The following is a 20,176-nucleotide window of genomic DNA, read 5'->3' as shown; positions in this document are numbered from 1 at the left end:
CGCCGCAGGGATTTCGCCGTCCGTCATTCCGCCGCCTGCCATTCCGCAGCCCGTCATTCCCCACCGTCCGTCATTCCCCGCCGTCGCCGTACTCCGTCGTGTCCGTGACGGTTCTCCGTGACCTCCGCAAATCAGGTGATCGTAGACATGCCATCGCTCTTGGGCGCCGCAGCCGGATTCCGCTCCGTGGATGTGGACGTGAGCCCGCGCTCGGTCATTCCGGGCCGTCAGCGCTGGGACGTCAAGCTGGTGCTCGGGCGGCCCCGGGCGGCCGAGATCCTCGCCGCCGCGCTGCGCCGCGTCCCCGGGATCACCGAGGCCCGGGCCAACCCGGTCACCGGCGGGGTGCTCGTCCGGCACGACGCGCGGGTGCGTGCCGAGGACGTCGGCCGGATCGTCCGCAGGGCCGTCACCCTGGTCGCCGGGGATCCGGCCCGAGCGGTCCGCCCGGCACCGGCCCGGCCCGCCGCCGAACCGGCCCCGCGGGTGGACCGCGGCCTGGTCGTGCGCCCGGTGCTCGCCGTCGGCGGCGGGGTCGCGGCCGGGGTCGCGCTGCTCCGGGGATCGGCGCTGAGCCGGCAGCTGGTGGCGGTGGGCGCGGTGGCCGCGGCGACCGCGGCCGTCCTCCGGAAGGCCTGGCACGGCGCGGTCGACGCGTCCCGGGACGCGGCCGGGCCCGGCGCCGAACGCCACCCCCTGCTGGAGATCGCCGGACCGCACCGGCGGCGCCTCTACCGGGCCGCCGCACTGTCCGTCGCCGGCCAGGTCTCGGAGATGGCGCTCGGCACCTTCCTCGGCTGGACCGGACTGGTCCTCATCAAGGGCGAGGCGGCGCCGCTGGTCAGTCTCGGCCTGACCACCGCGTCCGCCCAACTCTGGGGCCTGGCCGGGCTGGTGGCCGCCGCCTGCGCCGCCGTGGCGGGCCTCTCGTACGCCTCGAACCTCCAGTGGCGCCGCCTCGGCCAGGACGTCGAGCACGACTGGCGCAGCCGCACGTACCGGCACGTCCAGCACCTCGAACTGGGGCACCTGGAGGGCGAGCGGACCACCCGGGTGGCCGGCGCGCTCACCGACGACGTCGGCCAGCTGGGCGCCTTCTTCGCCGGCCCGGCCAACGACGTGCTGCAACTGGGCACCAGCCTGGCCCTGTTGGTGCCGGCGTTCCTGCTCCTGGCACCGCAGATCGCCTGGATCGCGTTCCTGCCGATCCCGGTCATCGCCTGGCTGTCGCTCCGTCACCGGGACAAGGCCGCGGCCGACTACGCGGTCACCGGCGAGCGCCGGGCCAGGCTGGGTAGCCAGGTGATCAACTCGCTGGCCGCCGGCGCCACCGTCAAGAGCTTCTGCACCGAGGACTACGAGGCCGAACGCATCGACGGGTTGAGCGAGGCGGCCCAGGAGAGCAACCGGCAGACCGACCGGAGCACGATCCGCCACGCCGAGACCGTCCGGGCCTGCACCACCGCCTCGATGGCCGGCACCCTGCTGGTCGGCGGCCGTTCGGTGCTCAACGGCACCCTGCGCTTCGAGGTGTTCAGCCCGCTGATCGGGCTGCCCCAGATGCTGCTGATGCGGATGAGCCGGCTCGGCGGCATCGTGGACCAGTACCAGCGCACCCTCGCCTCCTACGACCGGGTCCAGCGGCTGCGCGCCCTGCCGGTCGAGACCGAGGGCACCGGCGAACCGCTCGACACCGGGAAGGTGCTGGGCGAGCTCGTCCTCGACGAGGTGACCTTCGCCTACCCCGACCGGCCGCCCGCGCTGGACAACCTGTCGCTGACCATCCCCGCCCAGCGGACCACCGCCATCGTCGGCGCCACCGGCTCCGGCAAGACGACGATCGCCAAACTGTTGATGCGCTTCCAGGACGTCGGGTCCGGCGCCGTGCTGCTCGACGGCCGGGACGTGCGCGACCTGACCCGGCGGGACCTGCGCCACGCCATCGGCTTCGTCGCCCAGGACCCGTTCCTCTTCGACGGCAGCATCGCCGACAACATCCGCTACGGCAGCTTCGGGGCCCCGGACGACGCCGTGGTCCGGGCCGCCACCATGGCCGAGGCGCACACCTTCATCGCGACGCTGCCGGACGGCTACGACACCCTGATCGGCGAACGCGGCGCCGCCCTCTCCGGCGGCCAGCGGCAGCGGATCGCGCTGGCCCGGGCGATCCTCAAGGACTCGCCGGTCGTCATCCTCGACGAGGCCACCTCCGCCGTGGACAACGAGACCGAGGCCGCCATCCAGCGCACGCTCCGGGTCTTCGCGGCCGACCGGACGATGGTCGTCATCGCCCACCGGCTCTCCACCGTCCGCCACGCCGACCGGATCTACGTCATGGACAAGGGCGGCGTCATCGCCGAACAGGGCACCCACGACGAACTCCTCGCCCGGCACGGACTCTACGCATCCCTCTGGCGGCTCCAGGCCGGCGAACTCGCCGCCTGACCGCAGCAGCCGCACCCGCCCGCCGGCCGACCGCGTGACCACACCGCGGTCGGCGCGGCCCGGCGTGCCCCGTCACCACGCCTGCCCACACTCCCGGAGGTACCCCCATGTCCCGTCGCGATGGTGACGCCCTTCCCCTGACGGCGGCCCAGCGTGAGATCTGGCTCGCCGAGCAGCGCTCGCGCACGCCGATCCCGGGCTACCGCGTCGGCGAGTGCCTGGAGATCCACGGGCCGGTGGACCGGGAGCTGTTCGAGACCGCGCTGCGCCGGGTCGTCGGCGAGGTCGACGCCCTGCACGTGACCTTCGTCGACGACGGCGAGGGCCCGCGTCAGGTCCTCCGGGAGAGCTGGGACTGGGCCCCGGCCCACCTCGACCTCAGCGGGGAGCCCGACCCCCGCGCGGCTGCCGTGGAGTGGATGGAACGGGACCTGCTGCGCCCGCTGGACCTCGCCCGGGACCCGCTGTTCGGGCATGCGCTGATCAAGGCGTCGCCGACGGAATTCCTCTGGTACCTGAACTACCACCACGTGGTGCTGGACGCGATCAGCAGCTCCATGCTCCGGCAGCGGGTCGGCGAGGTGTACTCGGCACTGGCCGGGGGCGGCACGGTGCCGCCGTGTCCGTTCGGTTCGCTGCGGGACCTCGTCGACAGTGACGCCGCCTACCGCGCCTCGGCGGACTTCGCCGCCGACCGCGCCTACTGGACCGGGCGCTTCGTCGACCTGCCCGCCCCGACCCGGCTCGCCGCGGCCCCCGCGACCGACCCGCACCGGCCCCTGCGCCTGGCCGAGGAGCTGGACCTGCGGCGCCCCGACGCGCTGCGGGCGGCCGCGGGCCGCGCCGGCGTCCGGTGGTCCCGGCTGGTGGTCGCGGCGACGGCGCTCTACGCGCACCGGCTGACCGGCACGCGGGACGTGGTGCTCGCCCTTCCCGTCACCGCCCGCCGGGGCGCGGACCGCGACCTGATGACGGTGCCGGGCACGATGTCCAACGTGGTGCCGCTGCGGCTCACCGTGCGGCCGGACATGCGCTGGGGGGAACTCGTCGCCCAGGCCGCGCGCGAGGTCGAGGCGGCCGTCGCGCACGAGCGCTACCGCAGCGAGGATCTGCTGCGGGACCTCGGCGCGCCCGGCGGCATCGGGACGGCGTTCCCACTGATCGTCAACATCATGGCCTTCAACTCCAGGCCGAGCTTCGCCGGTCACCCGGCCTCCGTGCACCACTTCGTGTCGGGGTCGACCACCGACCTCGCCGTCTGGGTGTTCGACTACCGGGACGGCAACCCGCCGTTGCTCCGGCTGCACGGCTCGCCGGAGGCGTACGGCGACGACGACCTCGCCGCCCACCAGCAGCGGCTGCTCGCCCTGTTCGACGCTGTCGCGGACTGCGACCCCGACCAGGCGGTGGGCCGGATCGACCTGCTCACGGCCGAGGAGCACCGCGAGGTGGCGGCGCTCGGCACCGGGCCGGTGGCGCAGGTCCCGGCCGCGAGCCTGCCGGAGCTGTTCCGGGAGCACGTGCGGGCCACTCCGGACCTCGTCGCGCTGGTCAGCGGGGACGTCTCGCTGACCTACGCGGAGCTGGACGAGCGGGCGAACCGGCTGGCGCACGCCCTGATCGCGCGGGGCGCGGGCCCGGAGCGGCTGGTGGCGGTGGCCCTGCCCAGGTCGGCCGAGCTGGTGGTGGCGATCCTCGCGGTGCTGAAGACCGGCGCCGCGTACGTCCCGGTCGACCCCGAGTACCCGGCCGCCCGGATCGGGTACCTGCTCGACGACGCCCGCCCGGCCCTGGTGGTCACCGACTCCCGCAGCGGGGACCGGCTGCCCGACGGCGGCCCGGTCGACCGGCTGGTGCTCGACGACCCGGCGACGGCCGCCCTGGTCGCGGGCTGCCCGGCGGCCGACCCGATGGTGGCCGTCGATCCGGGCCACCCGGCGTACGTCATCTACACCTCCGGCTCCACCGGACGGCCCAAGGGTGTGGCACCGACCCACGGCGGCCTGCTCAACCTGCTCACGGACCTCCGGGAGGTGCACCTCCCGGCGCTGCCGGGGGACCGGCGGCTGCGCGTGGCGCTGACCACGTCGGTGTCCTTCGACGCCTCCTGGAACCAATTGCTCGCCCTGTTCGCGGGCCACGAACTGCACGTCCTGGACCACGCGACCTGGACCGACCCCGAGGCCTTCGTGGGCTACGCGGCACGCTGCGGGCTGGACTTCGTCGAGGCGACCCCGTCCTACCTCCACGTGCTGGCCGCCCACGGGCTGCTGAGCGATCCGCGGCGACGCCCGGCGCTCGTCGCGGCGGGTGGGGAGGCCGTCCCGGAGAAGCTGTGGGCGGACCTGCGGGCGGCCGACGGGCTGTCGTGCCGCAACTTCTACGGACCGTCCGAGTGCACCGTCAACTCGGTGATCGCGTCCATGGGGTCGAGTCCCCGCCCGGTCATCGGCCGACCCGTCACCAACGCGCGGCTGTACGTGCTCGACGGTGCCCTGAGGCCGCTGCCGGCCGGTGTGCCGGGCGAGTTGTACATCGCGGGCGCAGGCCTCGCCCGCGGCTATCTGAACCGGCCGGGGCTGACCGCCGGGCGGTTCGTGGCGGACCCGTTCGGGCCTGCTGGCTCCCGGATGTACCGCACCGGCGACCTGGTGCGGTGGGGTACATGGGGGTCCCCCCGGCCGGAGGCTGGGGGACGGAACCTGGAGTTCCTCGGGCGCACGGACGACCAGGTCAAGATCCGCGGCTTCCGGGTGGAGCTCGGCGAGATCGAGACCGTCCTCGCCGAGCACCCGCGGGTCGCCCGGGCCGCCGTGGTGGTGCGTACCGAGGAGGAGGAACCCCGGCTGGTCGGCTACGCCGTGCCCGTCGCCGGGCAGGCCGTGGAGCCCGCGGAACTGCGCGAACACCTGCGGGAGCGGCTGCCCGAGCACATGGTGCCGCCGGCCTTCGTGCTGCTGGACGTCCTGCCCCTGACCCCGAACGGCAAGCTCGACCGGCGGGCCCTCCCCGCGCCCGACCGGCAGCCCGCCGACCCGGGCCGCGCCCCGCGCACCGCGACCGAGCACCTGCTCGCCGGACTCTTCGCCGAGGTGCTCGGCGTGCCGGAGGTCGGCGCGGACGACGACTTCTTCGACCTCGGCGGGCACTCCCTGCTGGCCACCCGGCTGGTCGCCCGGGCCCGGTCGGTGCTGGGCGTGGAGCTGAGGCTGCGCGACCTGTTCGACGCGCCGACGGTGGCGGAACTGGCCGCGGCGGTGGACGTCGCGGGCCGGGCGCGCCCGGCGCTGGGGCGGCGCGAGCGGCCCGAGGCCGTCCCGCTGTCCTTCGCGCAGCGTCGGCTGTGGTTCCTGCACCGCATGGAGGGCCCGAGCGCCACCTACAACATCCCGCTGACCCTGCGGCTGTCCGGACACCTCGACCAGCGCGCCCTGGACGCCGCCCTGGCGGACGTGGTCGAGCGGCACGAGAGCCTGCGCACCGTCTTCCCGGTGGTCGACGGCGTGCCGTGCCAGCGGGTGCTCGACCCCGACCGGGCACGGCCGCGGCTGCGGGTCACCGAGGCCGGCGAGCACGACCTGCCGGACCTCCTGGCGGAGGCGGCGCGGTACGGCTTCGAGCTCTCCGAGGAGTCGCCGCTGCGGGCCGAGCTGTTCCGGCTCGACGCCGAGGAGCACGTGCTGCTGCTGGTGGTGCACCACATCGCCGGTGACGGCTGGTCGGCGGGGCCGCTCCTGCGGGACCTGCGGACCGCCTACGCGGCCCGCACCGGGGGCGCGAAGCCGGAGTGGCCGCCGCTGCCGGTGCAGTACGCCGACTACGCCCTCTGGCAGCAGGAGCTGCTCGGCGACGGCGCGGACCCGGACAGCCTGCTGAACGGCCAACTCGGCTATTGGCGGGAGCAGTTGGCCGGCCTGCCCGAGCAGGTCGAGCTGCCCTTCGACCGGCCCCGGCCGGCCGCGATGTCCTACCGGGGCGCCCACCTGCCGGTGCGGATCGACGCCGAGCTGCACCAGGGCCTGCGCGCGCTCGCCCGGGACGGCGGCGCCAGCCTGTTCATGGTGCTCCAGGCCGGGCTGGCCGCCCTGCTGGGCAAGCTCGGCGCGGGCAGCGACGTCCCGATCGGCACGCCGATCGCCGGCCGCACCGACGAGGCCCTGGACGACCTGGTCGGCTTCTTCGTCAACACCCTGGTGCTGCTCACCGACCTGTCCGGCGACCCGTCGTTCACCGAACTGCTGGGCCGGGTGCGCGGCGGCGCGCTGGCCGCGTACGCGCACCAGGACGTGCCGTTCGAGCACCTGGTGGAGGCGCTGAACCCGACCCGGACGCTGGCGCACCACCCCCTGTTCCAGACCATGCTCGCCCTGCAGAACGCGCCGCTCGGCGCCTTCGACCTGCCGGGGCTGCGGGTGACGACCGACCTGGTGCACACCGGGACGGCCAAGTGCGACCTGACCTTCATCCTGGCCGAACGGCCCGAGGGGCTCTCGGGCGTCCTGGAGTACAGCACCGACCTGTTCGACGAGGACACCGCAGCGGGGATCGTCGACCGCTGGCTGCGGCTGCTGCGGGCGGTCGTCGCCGACCCCGGCCGACGGATCGGCCAGGTGGACGTGCTGTCCGCCGAGGAACTCCGCGCACTGCTCCCGGCTCGTACCGACCCGCACGAGGAGCTGCCGGAGCACCACCTGACCGCGCTGTTCGAACGGCAGGTCCGGGCGAACCCGGCTGCGCTCGCCCTCACGGACGGCGAAGTCTCGTTCACCTACGGCGAGTTGAACGCCCGCGCCAACCGGCTCGCGCACGCCCTGACCGACCGGGGCGTCGGCCCGGAGCAGCTGGTGGCGCTGGCCCTGCCGCGCTCGGCCGAGCTGGTCGTGGCCGTCCTCGCGGTGCTCAAGGCCGGCGGCGCCTACGTGCCGGTCGACCCGGCGTACCCGGCGGCCCGGATCTCCTACCTGCTCCAGGACACCCGGCCCGCGCTGCTCGTGACGACGAGCCGGACCGGCGAGCTGCCCGGGGCGGAGCACCTGGACCGGCTGCTGCTGGACGCCGCCGAGCTGGACGGGCTGCCGGACACGGACCCGGGGGTCGCCGTCGATCCCGGCCACGCCGCCTACGTCATCCACACCTCCGGCTCCACCGGCAACCCCAAGGGCGTGGTGGTCCCGCACCGCAACGTGGTGCGGCTGTTCCGGACGACGGAGGAGCTGTTCGGCTTCACGGCGCAGGACGTCTGGACCCTCTTCCACTCCTACGCCTTCGACTTCTCGGTGTGGGAACTCTGGGGCGCACTGCTGCACGGCGGCCGCCTGGTGGTCGTGGACCACGAGACCAGCCGCTCGCCCGGCCGGTTCCTGGAACTCCTCGCCCGCGAGCGGGTGACGGTGCTCAACCAGACGCCGTCCGCCTTCTACCAGCTGATGCAGGCGGACGCCGAGCACCCGCGCGAGCTCGCCCTGCGCACGGTGGTGTTCGGCGGCGAGGCGCTGGAGCACGCCCGGCTGGCGAGCTGGTACGAACGGCACCCGGACGACGCGCCGCGCCTGGTCAACATGTACGGCATCACCGAGACCACGGTGCACGTCACCCACACGGCGCTCGACCGCTCCGACACCGCCACCGGGCGGATCGGCGCCGCCCTGCCGGACCTGCGGACGTACGTGCTCGACGCCGGCCTGCGGCCGGTGGCCCCGGGCGTGCCCGGCGAGCTCTACGTCGCGGGCGCCGGCCTGGCGCGCGGCTACCTGGACCGGCCCGGCCTGACCGCCGGGCGGTTCGTGGCGGACCCGTTCGGACCGCCGGGATCGCGGATGTACCGCAGCGGCGACGTGGTGCGCCGGGATGCCCTCGGTGGGCTGAGCTTCGTCGGCCGGGCCGACCAGCAGGTGAAGGTGCGCGGCTTCCGGATCGAGCTCGGCGAGATCGAGGCGGCGCTGGCCGCGCACCCCGGCGTCGCCCAGGTCGCCGTCCTGGCCCGGCAGGACCGGGCCGACGACACCCGGCTGGTCGCCTACCTGGTACCGGTCGCCGGCCCGGCGCCGCGCCCGGCCGAGCTACGCCGGCACCTGGGCGAGCGGCTGCCGGAGCACATGGTGCCGTCGGCGTTCGTCCTGCTGGACGCGCTGCCGCTGACCGCCAACGGCAAGCTGGACCACCGGGCCCTGCCCGCCCCCGACCTCGCCCCCGCCGCCACCGGCCGCGCGCCGCGCACCCCGCAGGAACAGGTGCTCTGCGAGCTGTTCGCCGAGGTCCTGGGCGTGGCCTCGGCCGGCGTCGAGGACGGCTTCTTCGACCTGGGCGGGCACTCCCTGCTCGCCACCCGCCTGGCCGCCCGGATCCGCGCGACGCTCGGCGTGGAGATGCCGCTGCGCACCCTGTTCGAGGCGCCGACCCCGGCCGGCCTGGCCGCCGCCCTGGTGGCGGCCGGACCGGCGCAGGCCGCCCTGGTCCGGCGCGAGCGCCCCGAGATGATCCCGCTGTCGTTCGCGCAGCGGCGGCTGTGGTTCCTGCACCAGCTGGAGGGCGCCGGCGCGAACTACCACATCTCCCTCTCCTGGCGGCTGTCCGGGGAACTGGACCGGCGGGCCCTGGAGGCCGCGGTGGCGGACGTGGTGGCCCGGCACGAGAGCCTGCGCACCGTCTTCCCGGCGGTGGACGGCGTGCCGCACCAGCGGGTGCTGGACGTCGTGGCGGCCCGCCCGCGGCTGCGCGTGAGCCGGAGCACCGAGGCCGAACTGCCGGCCGCCCTGGCGGAGGCGAAGGACCGCCGGTTCGACCTGGCGGTCGACGTGCCGCTGCGGGTCGAGCTGTTCGAGCTGGCCCCGGACGAGCACGTGTTCCAGGTCGTGCTCCATCACATCGCGGGTGATGGCTGGTCGCTGGGCCCGCTCGCGCAGGGCCTGACCGCCGCCTACGCGGCGCGCTGCCGCGGCGCGGAGCCGCAGTGGGATGAACTGCCGGTCCAGTACGCCGACTACACCCTGTGGCAGCACGAACTGCTCGGCGACTCCACCGACCGGGACAGCCTGTTCGCCGGCCAGGCGGCCTACTGGACCCGGCAGTTGGCCGGGCTGCCGGAGCAGATCCAGCTGCCCACCGACCGGACCCGCCCGGTGGTCGCCTCGCACCGGGGCGGTTCCGTGCGGGCCGGGCTGGACGCCGAGCTGCACCGCGCCCTGCGCGAGCTCGCCCGCGCGCACGGGACCAGTCTGTTCATGGTGCTCCAGGCCGCACTGGCGGCGCTGTTGAGCAAGCTCGGCGCGGGCGACGACATCCCGGTCGGCAGCCCCGTCGCGGGCCGGACCGACCAGGCGCAGGACGAGCTGGTCGGCTACTTCGTCAACACCCTGGTGTTCCGCACCGACACCTCGGGCGATCCGACCTTCGCCGAGCTGCTGGGCCGGGTCCGGGACACCGCGCTGGCCGGGTACGCCCACCAGGACCTGCCGTTCGAGTACCTGGTCGAGGTCCTGAACCCCGCCCGGTCGCTGTCGCACCACCCGCTGTTCCAGGTCATGCTGGTGCTGCAGAACGCGCCCCGGGCCGAGTTCGCTCCGCCCGGGCTGCGGGTCGAGGACGTGCCGTCGGCGTCGACCACCGCCAAGCTCGACCTGATCTTCACCCTGTCGGAGCGGCAGGCCGAGGACGGGTCCCCGGAGGGGATCGACGGGTCCGTCGAGTACACCAGTGACCTCTACGACCCGGCCACCGTCGAGACGATGATCGGCCGGTGGGAGCGGCTGCTCCGGGCCGCGGTCGCGGACCCGCGGCGGCGGCTCAGCCGGCTCGGCCTGCTCACCGCCGAGGAGCAGGGTGCGCTGACGGCGCTGGGTACCGGCCCGGCGGCCCACGGCTTCGCCGCGGGTCTGCCGGAGCTGTTCCGGGCTCAGGTGCGGGCGACTCCGGACGCCCTGGCGGTGGTGGGGCCGGAAGCCTCGCTGACGTACGCGGAGTTGGACGTGCGGGCGAACCGGCTGGCGCACGCCCTGATCGCGCGGGGTGCGGGCCCGGAGCGGCTGGTGGCGGTGGCCCTGCCGAGGTCGGCCGAGCTGGTGGTGGCGATCCTCGCGGTGCTGAAGACCGGCGCCGCGTACGTTCCGATCGATCCGGAGTACCCGGCCGCGCGGATCGGGCTCGTGCTCGACGACGCCCGGCCGGTCGTGGTGGTGACCGATTCCCGGGCCCTGGAGCGGTTGCCGGAGGCCGGGTCCGTCGAGCGGTTGGTGGTCGACGATCCGCGGACGGCGGCGGTGATCACGAGTCGGCCGTCAACCGATCCGGAGGTGGCCGTCGATCCGGGCCATCCGGCCTATGTGATCCACACCTCCGGTTCCACCGGGCGGCCGAAGGGTGTGGTGGCGACCCACGGTGCCCTGCGGAACCTGTTCGAGAACCAGCGGTCGCTGCTCTTCCCGCCGGTGGCCGAGCGGCGGGCGAGGGTGGCGCTGACCACGTCGGTGTCCTTCGACGCCGCCTGGGACCAGCTGTTCGCCGTCTTCGCCGGCCACGAACTGCACGTCCTGGACGAGGCGACCTGGTCCGACCCGGATGCCTTCCTCACCCACGCCGCGCGGTTCGGACTGGACTATGTCGGCGCCACCCCGTCCTACCTCCAGGTCCTGGTCGCTCAGGGGCTGTTGGACGACCCGCAGTGGCGTCCGGCGGTGGTCGCGGCGGGCGGCGAGGCCGTTCCGGAGCAGCTCTGGGAGCGCCTGCGCGCGGCCGACGGGGTGACCTGCCTCAACCTCTACGGCCCCTCCGAGTGCACGGTGAACTCGGTCCTCGCGCCCCTGGGAGCGACCGTGCGTCCGGTGATCGGGCGACCGGTCGCGGGCGCCCGGCTGTACGTGCTCGACGCCGCGTTGCAGCCGGTGCCCGCCGGTGTGGCGGGGGAGCTGTACATCGCCGGAGCGGGGCTGGCCCGCGGCTACCTGAACCGGCCGGGGCTGACCGCCGGGCGGTTCGTGGCGGACCCGTTCGGGCCCGCCGGCGCCCGGATGTACCGCACCGGCGACCTGGTGCGGTGGGGTGCATGGGGGTCCCCCCGGCCGGAGGCTGGGGGACGGAACCTGGAGTTCCTCGGCCGGACCGACGACCAGGTCAAGCTGCGCGGCTTCCGGATCGAACTCGGCGAGATCGAGGCGGCGTTGGCGGAACACCCGCAGGTCGCCCAGGTCGCGGTGATGGTCCGGGAGGACCGGGACGGGGACGCGCGGCTGGTCGCCTACCCGGTGGCCGTCGCCGGGGCGGAACTCCAGCCGGACGAGCTACGGGCACACCTGCGCGAGCGACTGCCGGACTACATGGTGCCGGCCGCCTTCATGCCCCTGGACGGCCTGCCGCTGACGGCCACCGGAAAGCTGGACCGGCGCGCGCTGCCCGAGCCCGTCCACACCACGACGCGGACCGGCCGGGCCCCGCGCACCCCGCAGGAGCAGGTCCTCGCGGAGCTGTTCGCCGAGGTGCTGGGCGTGGCCGAGGTCGGGGTCGACGACGACTTCTTCGAGCTCGGCGGGCACTCCCTGCTCGCCACCCGGCTGGTCGCCCGGGCGCGGGCGACCCTCGGAGTGGAGCTGGAACTGCGGGCGCTCTTCGGGACACCGACGGTGGCCGGGCTGGCCGCCGGGCTGGGTGGCGCGGACCGGGCCCGGCTCGCCCTGGGGCGGGCGGAGCGGCCCGCGCTGGTGCCGCTGTCGTCCGCTCAGCGGCGGCTGTGGTTCCTGCGCCAGCTGGAGGGCGCCGACTCCGTCTACAACATGCCGCTCGCGTGGCGGCTCTCGGGACCGCTGGACCTGCCGGCCCTGGAGGCGGCGCTGGGCGACATCGTCGACCGGCACGAAACCCTGCGCACGGTCTTCCCGGCCGCGGACGGCGTGCCCCACCAGCAGGTACTGGCCGCCGGAGCGGCGCGCCCGGGGCTGTCGGTCACCCCGGCCAGCGAGCCCGAGCTGCCGGAGCTGCTGACGGCGGCAGCGGCGCGCGGGTTCGACCTCGCCGCCGAACCGCCGCTGCGCGCCGAGGTGTTCGCGCTCTCGGTGGACGAGCACGTGCTGCTCCTGGTGATGCACCACATCGCCGGCGACGGCTGGTCGCTGGGCCCGCTGGCCGCCGACCTGGCCACCGCGTACGCGGCGCGCCTGCGCGGCGAGGCCCCGCAGTGGGCGGCGCTGCCGGTGCAGTACGCCGACTACACCCTCTGGCAGGACCGGCTGCTCGGCGACGCGGCAGACGAGGGCAGCCTGTTCAGCCGTCAGATCGCCTACTGGAAGCGGCAGTTGGTGGACCTGCCGGAGCAGATCCCGCTCCCCGTCGACCGCCACCGCCCCGCGACCCCCTCCCACGCCGGCGGCCGGCTCGCGATCGAGGTGGACGCCGAGCTGCACGCCGGGCTGGTCCGGCTGGGTCGGGAGCACGGCGCCAGCGTGTACATGGTGCTGCAAGCCGCCCTGGCCTCGCTGCTGGACAAGCTCGGCGCGGGCACCGACATCCCGGTCGGCAGCCTGATCGCCGGCCGGACCGACCAGGCACTGGACGAGCTCGTCGGGTTCTTCGTCAACACCCTGGTGCTCCGTACGGACACCAGCGGCGACCCGTCCTTCGCCGAGCTGCTGGTCCGGGTCCGGGAGGGCGCGCTCGGCGCGTACGCGCACCAGGACCTGCCGTTCGAGCACGTGGTCGAGGCCCTCAACCCGTCCCGGTCGCTCGCCCGGCAGCCGCTGTTCCAGGTGCTGCTCGCGCTCCAGAACGTGCCGCGCACCGAGTTCACGCTGAGCGGTTTGAACGCCGAGATCGTCCTGGTGCGGACGCCTACGGCGATGTTCGACCTCGGCTTCCACCTGCTGGAGCGCGGCGGCACCGGTGGCCCGGCCGAGGGCATCACCGGCCGGGTCGAGTACAGCACCGACCTGTTCGACCCCGCCACGGTGGCGGCGCTGGTCGCCCGGTGGCTGCGGCTGCTGGCGGCGGTGGTCGCCGAGCCGAACCGGCCGCTGAGTCGGATCGACGTCCTCACCGCCGAGGAACGGCACGAGCTGCTGGTCGCCCGCAACGACACCGCCCGCCCGGCGCCCGCCGGGACGCTGGCGGCCCGGTTCGAGGCGCAGGTCCGGGCGACCCCGGAGGCCCCGGCGGTGCTGTTCGAAGACACCGTGCTGACCTACCGCGAGCTGAACCGCCGGGCCAACTGCCTGGCGCACGCGCTGATCGCGCGCGGCGTGGGCCCGGAGCAGGTCGTCGCGCTGCGGCTGCCGCGCTCGGCCGAGCTGGTGGTCGCCGTTCTCGCGGTGCTCAAGACGGGTGCGGCGTACCTGCCGGTCGACTCGGACTACCCGGCCGCCCGCATCGCCTACATGCTGGAGGATGCCCGACCGGCCGTGGTGCTCGACGACCTCGCCGCCGTCACACCGTCCGACGAGCAGCCGGAGCACGATCCGGCCGTCCCGGTGGACGCCCGGCACCCGGCCTACGTCATCTACACCTCCGGTTCCACCGGCCGGCCCAAGGCCGTGGTGATGCCCGCCGCCGGGCTGCTGAACCTGCTGGAGTGGCACCACGGGGCCGTCGGCGGCGAACCCGGCACGCGCACCGCGCAGTTCACCGCGCTCAGCTTCGACGTCTCGGTGCAGGAGGTGCTCTCCGCCCTGCTGTACGGCAAGACCCTGGTGGTGCCGACCGAGGAACAGCGGCGCAGTGCCGAGCTGTTCGCGCACTGGCTGGACCGGCACCGGGTGGCGGAGCTGTTCGCGCCCAACCTGGTGGTCGAGGCGCTGGCCGAGGCCGCCGAGGAGGCCGGGCTGGAGCTGCCGCACCTGCGGCTGGTCGCCCAGGCGGGGGAGGCGATGCGCCTCGGCGGTGCCGTGCGCCGCTTCCAGGCCCGCCGGGCGGGCCGGGTGCTGCACAACCACTACGGGCCCGCCGAGACCCATGTGATCACCGCCTACCCGCTTCCGGCCGACCCGGCCGACTGCCCGGTGCCGGTGCCGATCGGCCGTCCGATCGCCAACTGCCGGGTGTATGTGCTGGATTCGGCGTTGCGGCCGGTCGCCCCCGGTGTGCTGGGTGAGCTGTACCTGGCCGGTGAGGGGCTGGCCCGGGGTTACCTGAACCGGCCGGGGCTCACCGCCGGGCGGTTCGTGGCCTGTCCGTTCGGTGAGGGCGAGCGGATGTACCGCACTGGCGACCTGGTCCGCTGGCGTGACGACGGAGAGCTGGAGTTCGCCGGCCGGGTGGACCACCAGGTGAAGGTCCGCGGTTTCCGGATCGAGCCGGGCGAGATCGAGGCCGAACTGACCGCGCACCCGGGCGTGGCCCAGGTCGCGGTGCTCGCCCGGGAGGAGCGGATCGTCGCGTACGTCGTCCCCGTGGCCGGGAGCGGGGCGACCGCGACGGCGCTGACGGCGTACCTGCGCGACCGGGTGCCGGACTACCTGGTGCCGTCCGCGTTCGTGCTGCTGGACGTGCTGCCGCTGACGCCGAACGGGAAGCTGGACCGGGCGGCGCTGCCCGCGCCCGAGGCCGCGACCAGGGAAACCGGCCGGGCGCCGCGCACCCCGCAGGAGCAGATCCTGTGCGAGCTGTTCGCCGAGGTGCTGGGCCTCGCCCGGGTCGGGGTCGACGAGGACTTCTTCGCGCTGGGCGGGCACTCCCTGCTCGCCACCCGGCTGGTCTCGCGGGTCCGGGCGACCCTCGGGGTGGAACCGGAACTGCGCGGCCTGTTCCGGACCCCGACCCCCGCCGGACTGGCGGCCGGGCTGCACGACGCCGGCGCCGCACGGCAGGCCCTGGTACCCCGGCCCCGCCGCGAACCGATGCCGCTGTCGTTCGCCCAGCGTCGGCTCTGGTTCCTCCAGCAGTTCGGGGCACCGAGCGCCACCTACCACATGCCGCTGGCCCTGCGGCTGTCCGGCGACCTCGACCGGGCCGCGCTGAGCGCCGCGCTCGCGGACGTGGTGGCCCGGCACGAGACCCTGCGCACGGTCTTCCCGCAGACCGCCGGCGTTCCGCAGCAGCGGGTGCTCGACCCCGCCGAGGTCGCCGTCCCGCTGGCGGTACGAGCGGCCGGCGAGACGGAGGTGCCCGCCCTGCTGCGCGAGGCGGCGGTGCGCGGCTTCGACCTGACCGCCGAAGTACCGCTGCGGGCAGAGCTGTTCGCGGTCGCGCCGGACGAGCACGTGCTGCTGCTGGTGATGCACCACATCGTCGGGGACGGCTGGTCCATGGGGCCGCTGTCCCGTGACCTGGCCACCGCCTACACCGCCCGGCAGGGCGGCGGGGCGCCGACCTGGGCGCCGTTGCCGGTGCAGTACGCGGACTACACCCTGTGGCAGCACGAGATCCTGGGCGACGAGCAGGACGCCGACAGCGTGTTCGCCCGCCAGGTCGCCTACTGGACGGAGGCGCTGGCCGGGTTGCCCGAGCAGCTGCAACTTCCGGCCGACCGGCCGCGCCCGGCCGCCATGTCGTACCGCGGCGACCTGCTGGAACTCCCGATCGACGCCGAACTGCACGCCGCTCTGGTGCAGTTGGCGCGACGCTCGGGTGCGAGTCTGTTCATGGTGCTACAGGCCGCGCTCGCCGCGCTGTACACCCGGCTGGGCGCGGGCACGGACATCGCGATCGGGAGCCCGATCGCTGGGCGCACCGACGAGGCGCTGGACGAGCTGGTCGGGTTTTTCGTCAACACCCTGGTGCTGCGCACCGACACCAGCGGCGACCCGTCCTTCGCCGAACTGCTGGGCCGGGTGCGGGAGACGGCGCTGTCGGCGTACGCGCACCAGGACGTGCCGTTCGAGCACCTGGTGGAGGCGCTGAACCCGTCCCGATCGCTGTCCCACCACCCGCTCTTCCAGACCGGGCTGGTCGTGCAGAACGCGCCGGGTGGCGACTTCGAGCTGCCGGGCCTCCGGGTCTCCGGGGTGAACGTGCTCACCGGGACGGCGCGGCTCGACCTGACCTTCGGGTTCGCGGAGGAGCACGGGCCCGACGGCGCGCCGGCCGGGCTCAGCGGTGCGGTCGAGTACAGCACCGACCTGTTCGACCGCTCGACGGTCGAGGCCCTGGTCGCCCGGTGGACCAGGCTGCTGGCCGCGGTCGCCGCCGCGCCCGACCGGCCGATCGGCGCGATCGACCTGCTGTCGGCCGAGGAGCGCCGCGAGCTGCTGCCCGCCGTCGAGGGCGGGGCGGCCGGGGTGAGCCTGCCGGAGCTGTTCGCGGCGCGGGTGGCGGCGACGCCGGACGCGGTCGCGCTGGTCGGTGGCGAGCAGGAGTTGACGTATCGTCAACTGAACGCTCAGGCAAACCGGTTCGCGCATGCGCTGATCGCCCGGGGGGTGGGCCCGGAGAGCCTGGTGGCGGTGGCGCTGCCGCGTTCGGTGGAGTCGGTGGTGGCGGTCCTGGGTGTGCTGAAGGCCGGGGCCGCCTACCTGCCGGTGGATCCGGCGTACCCACAGGCGCGGATCGCGTTCATGCTGGCGGACGCCCGTCCGGTGCTGACGGTCGACGATCCGGCGCTGGTGGGCGAGGGGGACTGGCCGGACACCGATCCGGAGACCGCCCTGGACGCCCGGCACCCGGCGTACGTGATCTACACCTCGGGCTCGACCGGCCGGCCCAAGGGTGTCGTGGTGAGCCACCGCGGGGTGTCGGGCCTGGTGGCGGCGCAGGTCGAGCGGCTCGGCGTGGCGCCGGGCAGCCGGGTGCTCCAGTTCGCCTCGCCCAGCTTCGACGCGTCCTTCTGGGACCTGTGCAGCGCCCTGCTGACCGGCGCCGCCCTCGTCCTGGCCCCCGCCGAGGCCCCGCTGGAGGCGCTGACGGACCGCCGGCTCGACGTCACCCATGTGACGCTGCCGCCCTCCGCCCTGGCCGCGCTGGACGGTGCCGGGCTCACGGCCGCCACCCTGGTGGTCGCCGGTGAGGCGTGTGCACCGGAGCTGGTGGCCCGGTGGGCCCCGGGCCGGCGGATGATCAACGCCTACGGCCCGACCGAGACCACGGTGTGCGCGACGATGAGCGACCCGCTGTCCCCGGGGTCGGGTGTGCCGCCGATCGGCCGGCCGGTCGCGGGCTTCCGGGCGTACGTGCTCGACGAGCGACTGCGCCTCGTGCCGCCGGGTGTGGCAGGGGAGTTGTACGTCGCCGGCCCCGGCCTGGCGCGTGGCTACCTGAACCGGCCCGGGCTCACCGCAGGGCGCTTCGTCGCCTGCCCGTTCGGCCAGGACGGCAAGCTGATGTACCGCACCGGTGACGTGGTGCGCCGGCGCGCCTCGGGCGAGCTGGAGTACGTCGGTCGCGCCGACGACCAGGTGAAGGTGCGCGGTTACCGCGTCGAACTCGGCGAGGTCGAGGCCGCGTTGGCCGAGCACCCCGCCGTCGCCCAGTCCGCCGTGGTGGCCCGGGACGACCGGCTCATCGGCTATGCGGCGGCCCGTCCCGGTGAGGCCGTCCGCCCGGCGGAGCTGGCGGCGTACCTGCGCGACCGGCTGCCCGACTACCTGGTGCCGGGCGTCTTCGTGGTGCTGGACGCGCTGCCGCTGACCCCCAACGGCAAGCTGGACCGCGCCGCGCTGCCCGCGCCCGAGGCCACGACCGGGGAGACCGGCCGGGCGCCGCGCACGCCGCAGGAGCAGATCCTGTGCGAGCTGTTCGCCGAGGTGCTGGGCCTGCCGCGGGTCGGGGTCGACGACGACTTCTTCGACCTGGGTGGACACTCCCTGCTCGCCACCCGGCTGACCGCGCGGGTGCGCTCGGTGCTCGGCGTGGAGCTCGGGCTGCGCGCGCTCTTCCAGGCGCCCACCGTGGCGGGCCTGACGGAGGCGCTGGCCGAGGCGTCGGCCGGGGCCGGCCACGCCCGCCCGGCGCTGACCGTGCACGAGCGGCCGGAGGTGGTGCCGCTCTCCTTCGCCCAGCGCCGGCTCTGGTTCCTGCACCGTATGGACGGCAGCGCCGCCACCTACCACATCCCGTTGGCCCTGCAACTGACCGGGACGCTGGACCGGTCCGCGCTGGACCAGGCGCTGGCCGACGTGGTGGCCCGGCACGAGAGCCTGCGGACGGTGTTCCCGGAGGTCGACGGCGTCCCGTGCCAGCGGGTCCTGGCCCCGGCCGAGGCCCGCCCTCGGGCCCGGCTGACCGAGGTCGCGCAGGCCGAACTGCACGGCCGGCTCGCCGAGTCCGCCCGGCAGCCGTTCGACCTGGCGGCGGAGCCGCCGCTGCGGGCGGAGCTGTTCGCCGTCGCGCCGGACGAGCACGTCCTGCTGCTGGTGGTGCACCACATCGCCGGTGACGGCTGGTCCACCGGCCCGCTGGCCCGCGACCTGGCCGAGGCGTACGCCGCCCGGAGCGAGGGCCGCGCGCCGCACTGGCCGGCCCTGCCGGTGCAGTACGCGGACTACACGCTGTGGCAGCGCGAGCTGCTCGGCGACGCCGCCGACCAGCGGAGCCGGTTCGCCGAGCAACTCGACTACTGGAAGCGGCAGTTGTCCGACCTGCCGGAGCTGCTCCAGCTGCCTGCCGACCGGCCGCGGCCGGCCGTCGCCGGCTGGCGCGGGGACCACGTCGGCCTGGAGCTCGACGCGGAACTGCACGCGGCCCTGGTGGAGTTGGCGCGGAGCACCGGGACGAGTCTGTTCATGGTGCTGCAAGCGGCCCTGGCGGCGCTGTACACCCGGCTGGGTGCGGGGACGGACATCCCGATCGGGAGCCCGATCGCGGGCCGGACGGACGAGGCGCTGGACGAGCTGGTCGGGTTCTTCGTCAACACGCTGGTGCTGCGTACCGACACCAGCGGTGACCCGAGTTTCGCCGAGTTGCTGGGCCGGGTGCGGGAGACGGCGCTGTCGGCGTACGCGCACCAGGACGTGCCGTTCGAACAGCTGGTGGAGGTGCTGAACCCGTCCCGGTCGCTGTCCCACCACCCGCTGTTCCAGACCATCCTGGCCGTGCAGAACGCGCCGATGGGCCGGTTCTCGCTGCCCGGCCTGGACGTGACCACCTACGCGGTGGCGACCGGAACCGCCAAGTTCGACCTCGGGGTGAGCCTGGTCGAGCAGTTCGGTCCGGACGGGAGCCCGGCCGGGATCCTCGGCGCGGTGGAGTACGCCACCGACCTGTTCGACCGTTCGACGGTCGATGGCCTCGCCCGGCGCTGGACGCTCCTCCTGGCGGCCGTCACCGCCGACCCGGAGCAGCCGATCGGGCGGATCGACCTCCTCGACGCCGACGAGCGGCACCGGCTGCTGGAGCGCGGCAACGCGACGGCCCGCGAGGTGGGCGCCGTCCCGGTGCCGGCGGCCTTCGAGGCGCAGGTGGCGGCGACGCCCGATGCGGTGGCCCTCGTCCATGGCGAGGTAGAGCTGACGTATCGTCAATTGAACGCCCGGGCGAATCGGTTCGCGCATGCGCTGATCGCCCGGGGGGTGGGCCGGGAGCGGCTGGTGGCGGTGGCGTTGCCGCGTTCGGTGGAGTCGGTGGTGGCGGTCCTGAGTGTGCTGAAGGCCGGCGCGGCGTATCTGCCGGTGGATCCGGCGTATCCGGCGGAGCGAATCGCGTTCATGCTGGCGGACGCGCGGCCGGTGGTGGTGGTCGACGATCCGGCGCAGGTGTCCGAGGTGCAGGACTGGCCGGACACCGACCCGAAGGTGGCGCTCGACGTCCGGCATCCGGCGTATGTGATCTACACCTCGGGTTCGACCGGTCGGCCCAAGGGTGTCGTGGTCGGTCACGGTGGTGT

General features: G+C 74.7%; 2 protein-coding genes. Both read left to right on the top strand.

The genetic code is table 11. The annotated features are described in order from the left end of the window. Window positions 1–147 precede the first annotated feature (147 nt). Window positions 148–2,445, top strand: coding sequence for an ABC transporter ATP-binding protein/permease (locus ABTY15_RS35885; protein WP_350605208.1), 2,298 nt, complete (start codon window positions 148–150; stop codon window positions 2,443–2,445). Window positions 2,446–2,552: 107 nt separating this feature from the next. Further along, on the top strand, window positions 2,553–20,176 hold a 17,624-nt coding region (locus ABTY15_RS35880), incomplete at its 3' end, for a non-ribosomal peptide synthase/polyketide synthase (RefSeq protein WP_350605205.1).

Source organism: Kitasatospora sp. NPDC097643 (genome assembly GCF_040302625.1).
Taxonomy (GTDB): domain Bacteria; phylum Actinomycetota; class Actinomycetes; order Streptomycetales; family Streptomycetaceae; genus Kitasatospora.
Note: the sequence above shows the minus strand (reverse complement) of the source record. Positions and strands in the feature narration are given on the sequence as shown.